General features: G+C 67.0%; 16 protein-coding genes. 4 read left to right on the top strand and 12 right to left on the bottom strand.

The features are described from left to right. Nucleotides 1-37: 37 nt before the first annotated feature. Together ACFU4Z_RS11155 and ACFU4Z_RS11150 are read right to left on the bottom strand one after the other, a co-directional pair. Nucleotides 38-382 (bottom strand): hypothetical protein, encoded by a 345-nt coding sequence (locus tag ACFU4Z_RS11155; protein WP_379061505.1) that lies wholly within the window; start codon nucleotides 380-382, stop codon nucleotides 38-40. A gap of 144 nt (nucleotides 383-526) precedes the next feature. Then, complete coding sequence (locus tag ACFU4Z_RS11150; protein ID WP_379061503.1) at nucleotides 527-1,771, bottom strand: ATP/GTP-binding protein; 1,245 nt, start codon at nucleotides 1,769-1,771, stop codon at nucleotides 527-529. A gap of 322 nt (nucleotides 1,772-2,093) precedes the next feature. On the opposite strand from ACFU4Z_RS11150, the gene ACFU4Z_RS11145 reads away from it, so the two are divergent. Beyond that, a complete protein-coding gene (locus ACFU4Z_RS11145; RefSeq protein ID WP_379061501.1) occupies nucleotides 2,094-2,456 on the top strand; it encodes a hypothetical protein in 363 nt (120 codons plus the stop codon). Here ACFU4Z_RS11145 and ACFU4Z_RS11140 read toward each other — a convergent pair. From ACFU4Z_RS11140 to ACFU4Z_RS11115, 6 genes are all read right to left on the bottom strand, one after another. Further along, the gene (locus tag ACFU4Z_RS11140) at nucleotides 2,453-3,571 is read right to left on the bottom strand and encodes an S-adenosylmethionine:tRNA ribosyltransferase-isomerase (RefSeq protein WP_379061499.1); all 1,119 of its coding nucleotides are present in this window, start codon (nucleotides 3,569-3,571) and stop codon (nucleotides 2,453-2,455) included. The genes ACFU4Z_RS11145 and ACFU4Z_RS11140 overlap by 4 nt on opposite strands. Further along, nucleotides 3,568-4,266, bottom strand: a complete 699-nt coding sequence (locus ACFU4Z_RS11135) for an SDR family NAD(P)-dependent oxidoreductase (RefSeq protein ID WP_379061497.1) — start codon at nucleotides 4,264-4,266, stop codon at nucleotides 3,568-3,570. Before ACFU4Z_RS11135 ends, ACFU4Z_RS11140 begins: the two co-directional genes overlap by 4 nt. A gap of 149 nt (nucleotides 4,267-4,415) precedes the next feature. Further along, nucleotides 4,416-6,494, bottom strand: coding sequence for an NAD-dependent DNA ligase LigA (gene ligA, locus ACFU4Z_RS11130; protein WP_379061681.1), 2,079 nt, complete (start codon nucleotides 6,492-6,494; stop codon nucleotides 4,416-4,418). Between the two features lie 153 nt (nucleotides 6,495-6,647). Then, entirely contained in the window at nucleotides 6,648-7,709 is a 1,062-nt protein-coding gene (locus ACFU4Z_RS11125) for a methionine synthase (protein ID WP_379061680.1), read from the bottom strand. Between the two features lie 121 nt (nucleotides 7,710-7,830). Next, nucleotides 7,831-8,955 (bottom strand): tRNA 2-thiouridine(34) synthase MnmA, encoded by a 1,125-nt coding sequence (mnmA, locus tag ACFU4Z_RS11120; protein WP_379061495.1) that lies wholly within the window; start codon nucleotides 8,953-8,955, stop codon nucleotides 7,831-7,833. Between the two features lies 1 nt (nucleotide 8,956). Then, nucleotides 8,957-10,183, bottom strand: a complete 1,227-nt coding sequence (locus ACFU4Z_RS11115; protein WP_379061493.1) for a cysteine desulfurase family protein — start codon at nucleotides 10,181-10,183, stop codon at nucleotides 8,957-8,959. A 405-nt stretch (nucleotides 10,184-10,588) separates the two neighbouring features. On the opposite strand from ACFU4Z_RS11115, the gene ACFU4Z_RS11110 reads away from it, so the two are divergent. Both ACFU4Z_RS11110 and ACFU4Z_RS11105 read left to right on the top strand, forming a co-directional pair. Then, nucleotides 10,589-10,828 (top strand): hypothetical protein, encoded by a 240-nt coding sequence (locus ACFU4Z_RS11110; protein WP_379061491.1) that lies wholly within the window; start codon nucleotides 10,589-10,591, stop codon nucleotides 10,826-10,828. Between the two features lie 232 nt (nucleotides 10,829-11,060). Then, entirely contained in the window at nucleotides 11,061-11,723 is a 663-nt protein-coding gene (locus ACFU4Z_RS11105; protein ID WP_379061489.1) for a serine protease, read from the top strand. Nucleotides 11,724-11,790: 67 nt separating this feature from the next. Here ACFU4Z_RS11105 and ACFU4Z_RS11100 read toward each other — a convergent pair whose 3' ends face one another. From ACFU4Z_RS11100 to ACFU4Z_RS11085, 4 genes are all read right to left on the bottom strand, one after another. After that, a complete protein-coding gene (locus ACFU4Z_RS11100; RefSeq protein WP_379061486.1) occupies nucleotides 11,791-12,510 on the bottom strand; it encodes an FHA domain-containing protein in 720 nt (239 codons plus the stop codon). A 363-nt stretch (nucleotides 12,511-12,873) separates the two neighbouring features. Then, nucleotides 12,874-13,944, bottom strand: coding sequence for a lysophospholipid acyltransferase family protein (locus ACFU4Z_RS11095; RefSeq protein ID WP_379061483.1), 1,071 nt, complete (start codon nucleotides 13,942-13,944; stop codon nucleotides 12,874-12,876). Nucleotides 13,945-13,949: 5 nt separating this feature from the next. After that, nucleotides 13,950-14,777 carry a GNAT family N-acetyltransferase gene (locus ACFU4Z_RS11090; protein ID WP_379061481.1) on the bottom strand — a complete coding sequence of 276 codons (828 nt, stop codon included), beginning with the start codon at nucleotides 14,775-14,777 and terminating at the stop codon, nucleotides 13,950-13,952. A 227-nt stretch (nucleotides 14,778-15,004) separates the two neighbouring features. After that, nucleotides 15,005-16,270 (bottom strand): NAD(P)/FAD-dependent oxidoreductase, encoded by a 1,266-nt coding sequence (locus ACFU4Z_RS11085; RefSeq protein WP_379061479.1) that lies wholly within the window; start codon nucleotides 16,268-16,270, stop codon nucleotides 15,005-15,007. A 111-nt stretch (nucleotides 16,271-16,381) separates the two neighbouring features. Here ACFU4Z_RS11085 and ACFU4Z_RS11080 point away from each other — a divergent pair, with 111 nt between their 5' ends. Beyond that, nucleotides 16,382-17,239, top strand: coding sequence for a LysR substrate-binding domain-containing protein (locus ACFU4Z_RS11080; protein WP_379061477.1), 858 nt, complete (start codon nucleotides 16,382-16,384; stop codon nucleotides 17,237-17,239). Nucleotides 17,240-17,293 lie beyond the last annotated feature (54 nt).

Here is a 17,293-nt window from a genome sequence, read left to right as displayed (position 1 = left end):
TGGCTCACAGCCGCCGTCAGCCCGGCCCGCGCGGCGGTCAGTGGCCGAGGCCCGGACGGGCGCCGGGGTCGGCGAGCTGGAAGCGTTCCGGTTTGCCCGGCGGGTAGACGACCGTGAGGTAGTCGCCGACGGCGGGCCAGGCGTTCGTGTCCCAGACGAAACGGCCGTACACCACCGTCCCGGGGACCGAGGGGCCCGTCAGGTTGCCGGTGATGGTCACGAACTGTTCGCCGGCGGCATCGGGGCGCGGGCTCACCCCGGTGAGGTACAGCGCACCCGTTTCGGCCTGTGCGGGCTGGATCCCCCGGCGTCCACGCAGGTAGATCACCAACCAGCCGACCAGTGCGGTGACCATGATCAGCAGCATCCCGAACTCCAGCATGTCGACCATGCTATTGGCCCCGGTGCCGCGGCCGATCACGCCACGGCCCCGGCGCGCGCGGTCTGTCCCACCGGATCCTGCGAGCACCTACCCGCGTGCGGCCGTCGATCGGGCAGCGCGATCGACGACCGCACCGCGCACCGGCTACCGAGCCGCGAGTTCGCTGGTGCCGTTTTCGGTGCGACGCACCTGCCAGACGGCGGTGCGCGTTCGTTGCGAACGGCCGTTGCCCCGATCGATCAGGGCACGGTTGTTGGTGGTGAAGATCAGTTGCGCGCCACGGGAATTGGTTTCCGGGTTCTGGAAGAGCTGGATCAGACGGTCGGTCTCCTCGGCGGGGAGGTCGGCGCCGATGTCGTCGACGGCGAGCACGCGGCCGGAATCGAGTGCGTCCAGCATGGCGGGCAGCAGGCGCAGCAACGACAGCGTGGCGGTGGATTCGTCGGTGATGTCGAAGGCGTTGTCGATGCCGGCGTGCACCAGGCTCAGGCCGACGCCGCGGCGGGCCGCCATCCTGGCGTAGAGGGCATCGCGCGCCGACTTCAGATTGCTCAGTTCCCGGTCGAGCATGACCTCGGTGACCCCGTTCTCCCGCAACAGGTTGTCGGCGTGACCAGGAGAGGAAGCGCACAGCTCGAGCTGTTTGGTGGTCCCCGCGATATCGCCGTCCAGGTCCAGGAGGTAATCGGCGTACAGCGGGTCGTTCTCCGCGATCAATAGATCCGTGATGCCGAGATCGGCGGTGCGCAGCAGCATGAGCAACCGCACCGCATTGTCGCCGGACGCCGAGACATGGCTGCCGAGTCGATGAGCGACCGCCGTGGCCGCCGCCGGGCCTTGCTGCACCTCGAGCATCGAGGAGAACCAGCGATAGGCGGGGACGAGCGCTTCGGCGTACATCTGACCGGCGAGGCTCAGCAACAAGGCATTCGGACGCACCAACGGGATCAGCGCGGCGATGCCGTAACGCGCGGCCTCGAACATCGGCCCGATCTTGATCTGTTCTCCGTTGCGTTCGAACACGATTCGCTTGCGCGAGCGCGGATGCGCGTGCAACCACTCCGCCGTGACATCGGCGTTGTCCAACTGGAAGCCATAGGTGTACGGGACACCCTCCGCGACGAAACCCGCCACGAATTCCGAAGGCCGATCGGGGAAGCCGAGATGCGGCCACCGCACCGGACCCGCATACGGATCCCACCCCGTCACCGAATTCAGCACCGCGTCCCGCATGTGCCCCAGCGCATCGATCAGGCTCGTCTTCCCCGCGGCGCTCGCGCCGTGCACCCCGGTCACCGGCACCGCCACCGGCCCGCTCCCCCGGGTCAACCGCAACTCCTGCCGATCCGCCAACGATCTGTGGTTGGTCACCTGAAAACTCCGCAGCATCCCGCCATCCTGTCCTCTCCCGCGCCGCGCCGCGACACCGCCACCTCCGACCGCGCCGCGCATGCCAGGAAATCCGGCCGCGAGCGCTGCGCTCCAGCATTCGAAATCACGCCATCGGCAGCCCACAACAGCGGAAACCGCCGAGGGCGGCGGCCGTGCGCGATGCGAACGGATATCGCTCATCGGCACCGGATTTCTTGCGTTCTTCGCAGGTACGCGGGCCATTCGTGGTGCGAGGGGTAGGCCGGGCGCGTTAGCATGCTGGCGCCACGGTTGCTTCGTGGTGCTCATTGCGCGAACTGTTTCGATTGGATGGATAACGATGGAATTGACCGTTCGTCGTCTTGTGGTCCGAAGCTCCATCGTCGCCGCCCTCGGCTTGGGGTCGATCGTCGTCGCTGCTCCCCAGGCCGTCGCCGAGGCGCCGTGCCCGGACGGCACAGCGCGACTCTTCTTCACTAACGAGACGAATACCTGTCAGGGTGGTGGGACGGTCAGTTTCGACGGATCGCCCGCCCTGTCCAAGGTGTGCTCGGTGGGGCCGGTCAACGTGATCGTCGACGCGACCATCAAGACAGGCAAGACCAAGACCGCCACGCGGCACCTCGATCTGAGCAACGGTCAGTGCGGGCGGATCGAAATCGCCGGTCAGCTGAACGCCACGGTGACCATCAACCCGTCCTAGCTCCGAGCACCGCCCGCACCGAAAAGCAGGGCGCTGTCGCCGAACTCGTGCCAGAGGTACGCGGCGTCCAGGGCCGTCGCGTAGGCCTCCTGCACGGCCGGTTCGCCTGCCACCGCGACGAGCAGATCCAAGTGCGACGCGCCGGGGGCGTGCCAGCCGGTGATGATGCCCTCGACCGTGCGGGCCGGGTGATCGGGTCCGAGGACGAGTTCGGTCCACCCGTGTGCGGGATGGACCTGCCCGGTGTGGTCCGCGGTGGTTTCCAGGGCTCGCGTCACCGTGGTGCCCACGGCGATGATGCGGCCCCCCGCCGCTTTGGCGTCGTTGACTCTGCGCGCGGTCGCGGCGGAGACCGCGAAGCGTTCGGGGCTCGGCGGTTCCCCCGCTTCCGGTGAGGACACCCCGGTGTGCAGTGTGATCGGCGCGATCGCGACTCCGGAGCTCACCAGGTCCAGCACCAGTCGCTGGGTGAACGGCCGTGCCGCACTCGGCATTTCCGCGCTGCCGGGGATGCGTCCGAAGACCGTCGTGTAATACGACGACGACCAGCGTTGTGGCACATACGAATAGGTGATCGGGTAACCGTGCCGCCCCAGCAGCCGTTGCGGGTCGCCGGCCAGCTCGGCAATCCACAGTCGGCGCGCACCGGGTAACCATGGCTCGCGCAGGGTGGCCACCGCGCCTTCTGGTAGCCGGATCTCGGTGCCCGCGTCCAGTTCTCCCTCGGGTACCGGCGTGCGATCCACGGTGCGCACTTCCACCACCCACCGTCCGGTGCAACCGCCGAAAGTATCTGCGGCAGTGTTATTCGCGGTGTCGTTCACCTGTGCGTCGGGTTCGGCCCGCGCATCGAGCCACGTGGAGAAGTGCAGTGTGACCGGCCTGCCGTCGATCGTGCCGTCCACGGCCGCGGCCACAGTGGCCGAATTGTTCACCACCACAAGGTCCCCTGGCATCAGGTGTTGTGGCAGTTCGCGAAATCTGGTGTGGGTGAGCCGATCCGCGGACACCATCATCCTGACCTCGTCGCGCGCCAGCCCGCGCGCCTCCGGCGGCGCGATGGCATTGCGCTCCGGCGGCAGGACGTGCGCCCAGTCGGCGAGAACCGACGTCATCCGGCCACCCCCGTAGCGAAATCGGCTGCGGTATAGCGCCCGTTCTTCGGTCGTTCCTCGATCAGCCGCAGCAGCGCGGGAACGACGGTCTCGGGCTCGGGACGATCGGAGATATCGTCACCGGGAAACGCGGCCTGATGCATTTCGGTGCGCATATCGCCGGGATCGAAGGCGTAAATCGACACGTCGGGATGCTCAGCGGCCAGGATTGCGGTCAGCTGATCGAGTGCCGCTTTCGACGAACCGTAACCGCCCCAGTCCGGGTACGGTTCGACGCCGGCATCCGAGCTGATGTCGATCGCGACACCGGCGGAGCCGAGCAGCGGCAGCGCGAACTGCAGAACCGCCAGCGGAGCAATGACATTGGTGCGATACACCAGCTCGAGTTCGTCGAGCGGATAGTCCGCGAGTCGCGGCATCGGGCTCGGACCGAGCCTGCTCGCGTTGTTCACGACGAGGTCGAGGTATCCGATCCGTCGCGCGATATCGGCCAACTCGGCACGATGCGCCGGATCGGTGATGTCGCCGGGCGCCGCGAGCACGGCGTCACCGAGTTCGGCACGCACACCGTCGAGTCGGTCGGCGCGGCGGGCGGTGCCGATCACCCGCCAGCCGCGTCCGACCAGCGAACGCGTCAGTGCGAGACCGAATCCTGCGGAAGCGCCCGTGATGAGGGCGGTAGGGCGGTGAACCATGGTGAACTCCTGATCGTTGCCTACCACTCGATCCTCATACCTGAACCAAGGTTGAGGTCAAGAAGTATTCACCATCGGCACACCAAGGCCCCCGAACGAACCACGATCGCGACCGCGGCAACGACGGACCGCGACGCGACCGACCCGCCCTATTCCTCCGCTACGGCATCCTCGATGGCGGCGTCCGCCGCCGCACCCGGCGTCACCGCTTCCGGTCCTGCTTCGAGCAACCGCCGGAAGCCGTCCTCGTCGAGGATCGGCACACCGAGTTCCTCAGCTTTCGCGGCCTTCGAGCCGGGGGCCTCACCGATGACCACGAACGCGGTCTTCTTGGAGACCGAGCCGGAAGCCTTGCCGCCGCGCACCAGGATGGCTTCCTTGGCGCCGTCTCGCGAAAACCCCTGTAGCGAACCGGTCACCACGATCGACAAACCCTCCAGCGTGCGCTCGACGGACTCGTCGCGTTCGTCCGCCATCCGCACGCCCGCGGCCCGCCACTTGTCGACGATCGCGCGATGCCAGTCGACGGTGAACCATTCCGCCGCCGCGGCGGCGATGGTCGGGCCGACACCGTCAGCCGCGCCGAGCTCCTCCGCCGATGCGTCCTGAATCCGGTCGAGGCTGCCGAATTCGCGCGCGAGCACCCGCGCCGCCGTCGGGCCGACATGCCGGATGGACAACCCGACGAGCACCCGCCACAGCGGTCGATCCTTGGCGGCATGCAGGTTCTCCAGCAGCCGCTTGCCGTTCGCGGACAGACCACCGTCTTTATTGGCGAACAGCGTGGTGGTGAGCAAACGCTCCTCGGTGAGGTCGAACAGATCGCCCTCGTCGGTGATCGCACCCGACTTCAGCAGGTCGCCCGCGGCCTCGTACCCGAGCGACTCGATATCGAAAGCGCCGCGGCCCGCGACATGGAAGACACGCTCCCGCAGCTGGGCCGGACAGAACTGCTGGTTCGGGCAACGGATATCGGCGTCGCCTTCTTTCTGCGGTGCCAGCTCGGTGCCGCACTCCGGGCAGTTCGACGGCATCACGAACTCGCGTTCCGCGCCGGTCCGCGCGTCCACCACCGGGCCGAGCACCTCGGGAATCACGTCACCCGCCTTGCGGATGGTGACCGTGTCGCCGATGAGCACACCCTTGCGCTTGACCTCCGAGGCATTGTGCAACGTCGCCATCGCCACCGTGGACCCCGCGATGGAGACCGGCTCCATCACCGCGAACGGGGTGACGCGGCCGGTGCGGCCGACGTTCACCTCGATGTTCAGCAGCTTGGTCGTCGCCTCTTGCGGCGGGTACTTGTAGGCGATCGCCCAGCGCGGCGCGCGCGAGGTCGAGCCGAGTCGGCGTTGCAGCGCCATCTCGTCGACCTTGATCACCTGACCATCGATCTCGTGCTCGATATCGTGGCGGTGCTCGCCCCAGTAGGCGACGCGCTCGATCACCGCGTCGATGCCCTGCACCCGCCTGGTGTGCTCGGACACCGGCAGCCCCCAGGCCGCCAGCGCACGATAGGCCTCGTACTGCGAGGCGGGGGTGTATCCCTCGATGCGCCCGAAGCCATGGCAGATCATGCGCAGCCTGCGCCGCGCGGTCACCGCGGGATCCTTCTGCCGCAGCGATCCCGCCGCGGTATTGCGCGGGTTCGCGTACGGGGGTTTGCCTTCGGCGACGATGGCGGCATTGAGCGTCTCGAAATCCGCCAGCCGGAAGTACACCTCACCGCGAACCTCGAGCAGGTCGGGAATCGGGAACTCGTCGCTCGGCGTCAGCTCGCCGGGGATGTCCTCGATAGTGCGGGCGTTGAGTGTGACGTCCTCGCCGGTGCGGCCGTCGCCGCGGGTCGCGCCGCGCACGAGACGCCCCTTCTCGTAGACGACGTTCAGCGCGACGCCGTCGATCTTCACCTCGCACAAGTAGTGCAGGTTCGACCCGGTTTCGGCCTCCACCCGGCTCGCCCAGGTGCGCAGCTCGTCGAAGTCGAACACATTGTCCAGCGACAGCATCCGCTCGAGGTGATCGACGGCGGTGAAATCCGTCGCGAACCCACCGCCGACCAGCTGGGTCGGCGAATCGGGCGTGCGCAGATCCGGGTGCTGCTCCTCCAGAGCCTGCAATTGCCGCAACAAGGTGTCGAACTCACCGTCGGAAATGATCGGCGCGTCGCGCACGTAGTAGCGGAACTGGTGCTCGCGAACTTCGTCGGCGCGCCGCTGCCACTCCACCCGCTGCTCTGCCGTCGCCGGGACCGCCGCGCTGTCGCTGTCACTCACCCATCGCACATTAGCCGAGCCCACCGACATCTCGATGGCACGTTCCCGCACGTCGCCGCCCTCGATGACCCGATTCCGATCGGGAGGCCCGATGGCGGCCCACGGTCAGTCGAAGGTCAGCGATTCCGGTTCTTCGGCGTAGGCGCGAGCGACTTCCGCGGACAGACGCAGTGCGGTGCGCGCCCATTCCAGCGGAGCCCCCGCCAATCCGCACGCGGGGCCGACCACCATCCGCTCGGCGAGCGTCTTGCGCGGGAAGCCGAGGCGGTCGACGAGCCGGACGCCGGGTTCGGCGAAGTCACGCCAGGTCGCCGGTTTCGGCGGGGGTGCCGTCGGCACCAGACCGAGAACCAATCGTTTTCCGGTGTCGAGGATTTCGCCGATGTGGTCGAGGTCGCGTGTGCCGATGGCGGCCATGTCGAAGCCGATCGCCGCGGCGGCGCTCCCGCGCAGGAAACCCAGCGCGGGCGCTTCGGCGCAGCTGTGCACCAACACCGGCGCGGATTGCGCGGTGATGACGGCATCCAGTACCGCGAGCGCTTCCGGTTCGGGCAGTGCCCGCACGGTATTCAGAATGCTCGGACCGCGCAGCGAGCCTTCCAGCACCACGGTCAGCGACGGTTCATCCAGTTGCAGAACCACTTCCGCGCCGAGCCGCTTGCGCACCTGCGCCACATGCTGGGCAAGGCCCTCCGCCAGCGATTCCGAAACATCGCGCACCGCACCGGAATCGGTGAGGATACGGTGCCCACCGGGCAGTTCCACCTGCGCGGCGAGGGTCAGCGGGCCAGTGGCCTGCACCTTGACGATGCGACCGGTGCCCGCCGAACCCGATGTTTCCCAAGCCTCTTCGAGCGCATCGAGATCCACACGCAGCAGGTCTCGTGCGCGCCGGGACGTGGCACCGGGGCGCGGGGCCAGCCGGTAACCCCGCGTCGTGGTGTCGAATCGCATATCGACGAGCAGGGCGGAAACCCGGCCGAGCATGTCCGCCCCGATGCCGCGACCTGGCAGCTCCACCAGATGCGCCAGATCCGACAGCTCACCGAGGATGGTGGTCGCCGCCTCGCGTGGATCGGTGCCCGGCCAGGAGCCGACGGCCGTCGCGATGCCGCCGGGGATACGCACCAATTCTTTCGCGTCGACTTCGCCGGCTACCTTGGCGATCTCGCTCACCGTGCCACCTCTGTACGAGGCTCGCGCCTCATCGTGGGTTGCACCCCGGCGCACGCCGGGGTGCCGAAAAGCATGCGTGCGCATGTCGCCTGGTGCCGTGCACCGGCGACGGTCACTGCGTCGCGCTCGCGCCGCTCACCGCGTTGGACTCGTCGGCCGCGTCGCGCACCGTGTCCGAAATGGTCCCACTGCCGATCACCTGATCACCGAGGACATCCGGGCGGTACAGCACAATCGCCTGGCCGCGGGCCACGCCGGTCAGCGGCTCGCGCAGGCGCACCGTCAGTCCAGTACCGACCGATTCTGCGACCGCAGGGGCCATGCCACCGTGGGCACGCACCTGCACGACGCACTCGATCGGCCCCTTCGGCGCGGCGCCGGAGGTCCAGACCGCGCGATCGGCCTGCACGCCCCAGACCTCCAGGTCCTCGGCAGAACCGACACGGACGGTGCCCGAGTCGGGATCGATGTCGGTGACATAGCGCGGCTTACCGTCCGCGGCGGGACCAGGCAGGCCGAGGCCCTTGCGCTGGCCGATCGTGAACCCGTGCACGCCTTCGTGATTCGCGAGCACCTGGCCGTCGTTGTCGACGACCGCACCGGGCCGGATGCCGATCTTGGCGCCGAGGAACGCGCGGGTGTCACCGGAGGGGATGAAGCAGATGTCGTGGCTGTCGGGCTTGTCGGCCACCGCGAGACCACGCTCGGCGGCTTCCTCACGGATCTGCGGCTTCGGCGTGTCACCCACCGGGAACATGGCCCGCGAAAGCTGTTGTGCCGTCAGCACGGCGAGCACGTAGGACTGATCCTTGTCGGCGTCGACCGCGCGCCGCAGCACCCCGTCCGCCAGCCGGGCATAGTGCCCGGTGACCACGGCGTCGAACCCGAGCGCGACCGCGCGATCGGCGAGCGCGGAGAACTTGATCTTCTCGTTGCAGCGCAGGCACGGGTTCGGCGTCTCGCCCGCCGCGTAGGCCGCGACGAAATCGTCGATCACGTCTTCCTTGAAGCGGTCGGCGAAATCCCAGACGTAGAACGGGATGCCGAGCACGTCCGCGGCGCGCCGTGCGTCACCGGCGTCCTCCTTCGAGCAGCAACCGCGCGAACCGGTGCGCAGCGTGCCCGGTGTCGCCGACAGCGCAAGATGCACGCCGACCACCTCGTGACCAGCGTCGACGGCACGTGCCGCCGCAACCGCCGAGTCCACACCACCACTCATCGCGGCGAGTACTCGCATATCAGACACCTCCCTTCGCACCGGCCAGACCCGCGGCCCTGGCCCGTTCAACCACCTGGGGCAACACCCTCGTCAACGCGTCCACATCGGCGCGGGTCGAGGTGTGCCCCAACGAAAATCGCAAAGAACCACGGGCCTGCCACGGCTCGACGCCCATGGCGATCAGCACATGGCTCGGCGAGGCAACGCCCGCATTGCAGGCCGACCCGGTCGAGCACTCGATGCCTGCCGCGTCCAGCAGCATCAGCAACGAATCGCCTTCGCAGCCAGGAAAGGTGAAGTGCACATTGCCTGGCAGGCGCTGGTCGCCCGCGGGACCATTGAGCACCGCATCGGGCACGATGCCGCGGATCCGCTCGATCAGCTCGTCACGCAGTCCGGTCAATTCGATGGTGCGCGCCGGCAAATCGGCCACCGTCTCGCGCAGCGCGGTGGCGAGCCCGACGGCCGCCGCGGTATCCGAGGTGCCCGACCGTAGATCGCGTTCGTGCCCGCCGCCGTGCAGCAGCGGCACACACGGCACCTTCCTGCCCAGCAACAACACCCCGACGCCGTGCGGCCCGCCGACCTTGTGCCCGGCGAAACTCGCCGCCGAGAGGCCGCTCGCGCCGAAGTCGATCGGCAGCTGAGCGGCGGCCTGGATGGCATCGCTGTGCATCGGAACACCGAATTCCTGTGCTACAGCGGTCAATTCACGGATCGACTGAATGGTCCCGACCTCGTTGTTGGCCCACATGACGGTCACGAGCGCGACCTCGTCGACATGTTCTGCCAGCGCGGCCCGCAGCGTGCGCGGCGAGACGACTCCGTCCCCGTCCACCGGCAGCCAGGTCACCTGTGCGCCCTCGTGCTGCTCGAGCCACTCGACGGTGTCGATGACCGCGTGATGCTCGGTCGAGCCCGCGATGATCCTGGTCCGCCGCGGATCGGCATCGCGCCGGGCCCAATAGATGCCCTTGATCGCCAGATTGTCGCTCTCGGTGCCGCCCGAAGTGAAGATCACTTCTGAGGGCCTGGCGCCCAGATCCGCGGCGATGGACTCCCGCGCCTCCTCCAGCAGCCGCCGCGCCGCGCGTCCCGAACCGTGCAACGACGACGCATTGCCCGTCAGCCCGAGCGCAGCCGTCATCGCCTCGATTGCGGCAGGCAGCATCGGTGTGGTCGCCGCATGATCGAGGTAGACCGTCTTGGGCGCACCGTTGAGCTGACCCGAAAAACCCGACTTCATGACCGATAAAGCCTATCCCAGCCTTGACCTGCACATCTTGGGGGTATCCCCCGCTGTCTCCGATTTGTCTGCGTTCGACCTACGATCCGCAACCCGCCGGCCGCCTTCCGGTATTCCCGGAGCCGCGCCGCGAGCTTCGCCGATCGTCAGGCGTCGGCATCGCGCCGTCGGTCCACCAGATGCGGATCGGCGTCGAGCGCGGCGGTGTCGGTGTGGGTCTCCGGCTACCCGTCTTCGCGATCACCCTGATGACGACGCCCTGTAGTTCCACCCGAGGTGTGAGTGTTTCCAACCCGCGGGAGGATGATCATCCGCGCACTCTACGAGGAGAGTTGGTGATGTTCACATGCGGGAAGCCTTCAACGAAGGAGGGCGTCCCGGAAGCGCTCAGTTGAAGGAAGCATCATGAACACGAACAAAATTCGCGTAGTCGTGGCAGCGGTAGCGCTCGCACCGATGATCGCCCTCGGCTCAGGCGTTGCGACCGCGGCACCGGCCGAGTCCCCTCTGCCTGTCCAGGTGGCCCCCTCCGAGCCAGTCCCTGTGCAGGTCGAACCTGCCGTGTTGTGGTGGGCCCCATGGCTGTGGTGGGTCTGCTTCGTCCCGCCGATCTTCCCGTTCGGTACAGGCATCTGCCTTGTCTGACGTATGACCTGCTCGACAGCACCACAACAATCCCGACAACACCGCGCGTCGCACACCAGATGGTGTTGCGACCGTCATAGTGTCGTCCTACGACACACCTCCAACCAGATTCCACGCCAGAGAACGCCTGACGGGGCCTGACGGCGCAGTGCCGATAGACCCCGTCCAGGAAATGTGCAGACGTTTATTCGCGCCGCACAGGTTAGTTGCGGCCCGGACGATTGGATTGGACATGTTCAAGAAACTCGCGAGGGCTGCCGTTGCATTCGGAGCAGGCGCAATGCTGGTCGGAGCACAAACAGGCACCGCGCATGCGGCAGGTCCATCGACGCTGGGTGGCGGCTCCGGCATCATCGTCGGCGACCAGGGCATATGCACACTCACCACGATTGGGCGCGATGCCGCGGATCGACTGGTCGGGCTCACCGCAGGTCACTGCGGCGAGGCGGGTACCGAGGTCGTCTCCGAGGCCGACCGTGACGCCGGCGTTGTCGGCACCTTCGCCTACACGTACACCGATATGGACTATGCCGTCATCGAGTTCGATCCAGGCAAGGTCGTACCGGTGAACCGCGTGGGTAACACGATGATCACCGGATTGGGCGGTCCAGCGCGGTTCCCGGACATCGCCTGCAAGCAGGGCTATACCACTGGCCAGACCTGCGGACTGACCTATGGAGATGTGTTCCGGTCCAACACCTGGACCTGGACGCAGATCTGTGTCCTACCCGGTGACTCCGGCGGGCCGGTCACGGTCGGAACCACGCTCGTCGGCATGGTCAACGGATACCTGAGCGTGCCGTGCCTCGGACCGCAGCTCGGTGGGACCATGGCCGCCATCATCGCCGACATCAACGCGCGCGGTGGCGTCGGCGCAGGTTTCCACCCGATCTAGCTGGACACCGTATCGACCGGAGAGGAGTTGCTGCTCGGCACCGCGGTGATGGGGCCGCGAGCCGACATCACCGCACACTCCCGCCGAAGTCCGATCCGTTGTGATCGTGATTGGCAATGACGCCGCTCGCGATGGCCCGTTCGACCAGAAGCGTGCGTTTTTGGTTCTGCGGCAAGGCTTCGACGTGGAATATTTTGAATAATGCCCGCATGTGGGTTTTGACCGTCGCAACGCTCAGGCACAGATCGTGTGCGATCTGCCAGTTCGACGCGGGATAGGTGTACGCAGTCTGAGCGTCGTGCGGGCGGCAGAGTGCCTCGAGAATCAGGTACTGGGCGTCGGTCAGCGCATTCCGGGTCGGCAAGTTGAGCCGGACAATCGTTATTTCGTCGTCGGACGGGTGGCCGTCGGTGAAGGAGAACACCGATTCTCCGAGGCGGATCGTATCGCCGGAGTTGAGCTTTCGACGCCCGGAGATGCGCTCGCCGTTGACGAAGGTGCCGTTTGTCGACATACCGTTGTCGATGACGACCCAACAGTCGGACACCCGCTCGATGATGGCGTGCAGTCGCGACACGGTCGCGTCGGTGATGACCGTGATGTCGGCTGCCTTCGACCGCCCGATCGTCACGCCGGGCTCGTTGGGATCGAGTGGAATCTCGCGCCAAATTCCATGGCCGACACGATGGGACAGAACGGCACCGTCAACCGACTGTTGCCGCGTACGCTCGCCTGCCATCGAGTACGGTTCGTAACGCAGCGCCTGTTGTCCGTGCGGCGTGGACATGATGCGTCGTCCCAATCCGAGGTACGTCATGAACTATGGGCACTCTTCCGATTAACTCAGAATGCGCCATCCCGCCGCCAATTGCACGAGTATTCAACTACTTGCGCGCCCGGGCGGGGGCCCGCTCATGCCCGCGGTCTCATTTCGGCACCTCGGCCGGACCATGAGTGCGGTAACTGAGTGTCTTTTCAACCATCCGGTCGCGACTGTGATCCCGAGGAGCGACGACCACAGCATTGGAAGCCACCGAGTCCCGATACCTACTTCAACTCCAGTTACCGGCTGGTTGCCGACGGTCCGCCCTAGACGGACCGTCGGTGGACGCGTCCTTGCGATGGCTCGCCCGGCATGTCGACCGCGCTCTTACGGGTTCGCACTGATGGCTGTCGTTTCCGCGGGATCGGACACGGTCCGGTGATCTGCCGCGGCGACCCGGCGCGGAGAGCTCCGCCGGAATGGACGCAATCGCCGTGCAGGCCGACCCATGACCTCGGGCGCGGCCACCGCGAGTTCCGGATCTTGGACGCGCGTGACGCCTGCCTCGATCCATTCCTGCGTGGCCAGCACACCGTGGCGTGATTGTTCTGTGCCACGCACCGCGAGTTCGCAGCGGCGAGCCAGATCGCGGCGGTCCAGGCCGGGGTATTCGAGGGGCTCGAGCACTACCTCGGCCACCATGCCCGCGGACTTGAGGACTCGCTTCGCGGAACTGCCGAAGGTGTCTTCTCCGACGAAGCCGGGGACCGTGGACTGTGCGCCATGGCGGTCGACGTAGCGCAACCGGACCGGCTGAACCGAGGTGCCGGTATCGATCGCGGCTTGGAACAGGGCGGGGCGCAAGGTGCCGTACGCGCGGCCACACCAGGTGGTTCCCTCGGGGAAGACCGCGACGCGGTCACCGGCCGTGAGACGCGCGCCGAGGCGGGCGACCACACCGGGGAGTTCACGCAGCCGCTCGCGTTCGATCGGGATGACGCGCATCAGCTTCGCTAAACCGCCGAGCACCGGCCAATCGACCATGTCCGCGCGCGCCACGAATCCGAGGGGCTGCACCGCGGCCATCACGACCACGTCGGTCCAGCCGATGTGACCGGCGACGATCAGCACGCCCTCGCCGCGCTCGGCGAAACGTGCGTCGGAGGACGCACTGCGCGCACCGGAGGTCGTCACCCGATTGTCGACGACGCGCAATTGCATGCCGAGACAGCCGAGCACCATGCGAGCGTAGCGCCGCTGGAGCTGCTCACGCCTCCCGCGCGGGGTGGCGACGTTCACCACCGGGAAGCTGACCAGCAACGCGGCCACGCCGAGCAGCCGGGCGATGACCCGGCCGGTCCCGACCTCATCGATCTGCTCGATGCAGCCGGGCCCGCACGGGCTCGACGGCATCCACGCGTGTGCGGTGCGCTGTGCGGGCGGCGCGTCGAACACCATGTACCTCACCGTCCCCCGTCGAGTGCGTTCGCGGCGTCCTGTAATCGATTCAGGTAGCGCGTGTTGATCGTGTCGAGCCCGAGCAGCGCGACGAAGTCGGCGACCGCGAAATCGGGATCGTGTGCGGGCTCGCCGCAGATCTCCGCGCCGAGGCGCAGGTAGCCGCGCAGCAGCGGGGGCAGCTTGGGGCGCGAGGGCGGCGTCATCTCGTCCAACGTGAGACCGTCGACGACAACCGGCCGGTGGGGATGCACCCGCCGTTCCGGATCGGAGCCGTGCCTGCCGAGCAGCATGTCCCTGACGCCGCGTACGTTCACCCCGGCCGGGTCGGCGGGGGTGTCCTGCATCGGCACGGACACGCAGCCCATCACCCATTCGTATCCGGTGAGCTGGATGTAGTGCAGGATGCCCGCCCACATTAGGGTGAGCACCGAGCCGTTGCGGTGATCGGGCACCACGCAGGCGCGTCCCATCTCCACGATCCGGTTGCCTTCCGGATCGAGCCGGCTCAGATCGAATTCGGTGGCCGTGTAGTACCCGCCCGCGGCGATCACCTTGTCCGGTGGCAGCATTCGGTAGCACCCGACGAACTGCTCGGTGACATCGTCGCGGACGAGCAGGTGATCGCAGTGCTCGTCGAATCGGTCGGCGTCGAGGCCGGTGCCATTGTCGGGAATCCGGAAGCCCGGCTCGCCGGCGAACACGCCGTAGCGCAGCCGCTGAGCCGCCGTGCGGTGCTCGGCGTCGGAGGAAACGACCAATGAATACCGGGACCGCTCCACCCCGGATTCCGTCTGTCGAGCCGGGGCTGTCAACACGGACGAAATAGTCATATCCGTGATGAAGCCAGCCCGAAACTGCGGCGGAGCAACCTCGAAGTGTCGCGTCGATGCCGGTTCGGTGAACGCGATGATGGTCACACCGGCCGTTCACCGGACGGTCGTATTTCGTTCCCGCGCCCGCATCCGAACCGCGCCTTGTGCCTGCTCGCCGACCTATCGAGCACAGAAGAATCGCGCTGCCCCATGAGCGGGGACAGCGCGATTGCCGTGACGTGCGGTCAGGCGGCGGTGCGTTCCAGAGTTCGCACCGCAGGCCGCTCCACCTCGTCGAAGCCGGGGCGACCCGTTCCGATGAACGCGACGAGCCACGAGGCCACCGCCGCGAAGCGGTTGCGGAAGCCGACCAGATACAGCAGGTGTACGGCAAGCCACATGAACCAGGCGATCACGCCGCGGAAGGTGATGCGATCGTTGAGCTTCACCACCGCGCTGAACCTGCTGATCACCGCCATGCTGCCCTTGTCCCAGTACTTGAACGGGGTGCCCGGCCGCTTCTTCCTGCGAATGATGTCGGCGGCGTGCCGACCCTCCTGCATGGCGACCGGCGACTGCCCTGGGTACCCGTTGAGCGAGGTCATGTCGCCGATGGCGAAGATGTCGGCGTGGCCGCCGACAGTGAGGTCAGGGTTGATCAAAAGCCTTCCGGCCCGGTCGGTCTCGACGCCGGTGGCCTCGGCGAGGAGGGTCGCGAAGCCGCCCGCCTGCACGCCCGCCGACCAGACCACGGTCTCCGCCGCGATCCTGCGCTCGACGCCGTCGCTGTCCTTGACCGTTACCTTGCCGAGCTCGATGTCGGTCACGAAGGTGCCGAGCAACACCTCCACGCCGCTCTTGGTGAGCGATTTCTTCGCGTATTCCGAGAGCCCGCCGCCGAAGGGCGGAAGCACCTCACCGGCGCCCTCCACCAGGGTTACCGAAACTTCCTGGTGGTAATGCCTTTTCGCGAGTTCCTTCAACTGACCGGCGACCTCGACGCCGGTCGCGCCCGCGCCGACCACCACGAAGCTGAGCAGCCTGCCCCGTGTCTCCTCGTCCGCGCCCGCGGCCTCGGCGAAGACCCGCTCGATCTGGGCGCGAAGCAGCCTCGCATCGTCGATGGTCTTGAGCGAGAAAGTTTTGTCGGCGAAGTCGTCGCGCCCGAAATAGGACTGCGAAGCGCCGGTGGCGGCGATCAGCGAGCCGTACCGGATCTGCCGACGCACCCCCTCGTGCTCGTAGGTGAGGATCGCAGTGGCAGGCTCGATGCCGACCACTTTGCCGAGCCGGACGTCGGCCTCCCGGTGTCGTCGCAGCACCGAGGCGATCGGCGGCGCGATCTCGTCGGAAGCCAGCACACCCGTCGCGACCTGGTAGAGCAGTGGCTGGAAGAGATGTTCCGGCGTGCTCGAGATGAGTACGTAGTTGATACCCGATTTGGCCAATTGCTTAGCGGCGGCAAGCCCCCCGAATCCCGATCCAACGATGACAACATCTGCGTGTTCCATGACAGCCTCCTTCTCTCATTACCAACCGTCATTCGAAGCGCAGATATTTCACGTGTTCAGGCGCATAATGTAGATGACTCTTATCTAGATTGCTCATGAATTGGAGATGACGTGGAGCTTCGCCAGCTCACCTACTTCGTCGCAGTCTGCGAGGAGCTCAGCTTCAGCAGAGCCGCCAGTCGGTGTTACATCTCACAATCGGCGATCAGCCATCAGATCGCCCGGCTGGAACGCGACCTCGGCGTGCAGCTCTTCGAGCGTTCGACCAGGGCTGTCGTGCCGACCGACGCGACCACACGGCTACTTCCCCTGGCTAAGCAGATGCTCAGCTTGGAGTCCGCCATCCGTGCCACGGTGCGCACTTCCGGACACCGCATCCGGCTGGCCGCCAACATGTCCTTCGCGACTCGATCCCTCACGGCGATTGCGGGCGCCCGCGCCGCCCACCCCGACGCCGAGATCGAGTTCGTCATCAAGCCGTTCCGGCAGCGGATCACCGCGGTGGCCGACGGCGACTGCGATATGGCGCTCATCCGAGGCAGCGTCGATCAGCCCGGCCTGGCCGTCGAACAACTCTGGGTCGAGGATCTGGTGATCGCCACGTCGAGTGGACACCCGCTGGCCACACGCGAGGAAGTCACACTGGCGGAACTGAGTCCGTATCCGCTGCTGCTGCCCCCCGAGCAGGAACAGGTCTTGCTGCACACCATCATTCGAACGGCATTCGCCGACCTGCCGACCGGACCGACCTTCGGCCCACCGATCCCACCCGACCACACTGCCACGATGGAACTGATCAACCGCCCCGATGCCTGGACCGTGCTCTACGCCGACAGCCCGACCGAAGGATTGGTGGTGCTGACGCTGACCGAACACCGCCTCCGCATCCCGGTGTCCGCGGTCCTGCGCACCGACGCCCGCCGCTCCCCCACCCTGACCACCCTCCTCACCGCCCTGCACCGCTGCTGACTCGTCTGCCGTCCACCACGTAGATACCGGCGATAGTCTGTCCATCTCCCTTGG

Source organism: Nocardia sp. NPDC057440, from assembly GCF_042802915.1.
Taxonomy (GTDB): domain Bacteria; phylum Actinomycetota; class Actinomycetes; order Mycobacteriales; family Mycobacteriaceae; genus Nocardia.
This window is presented reverse-complemented; position numbering and strand designations above follow the sequence as displayed.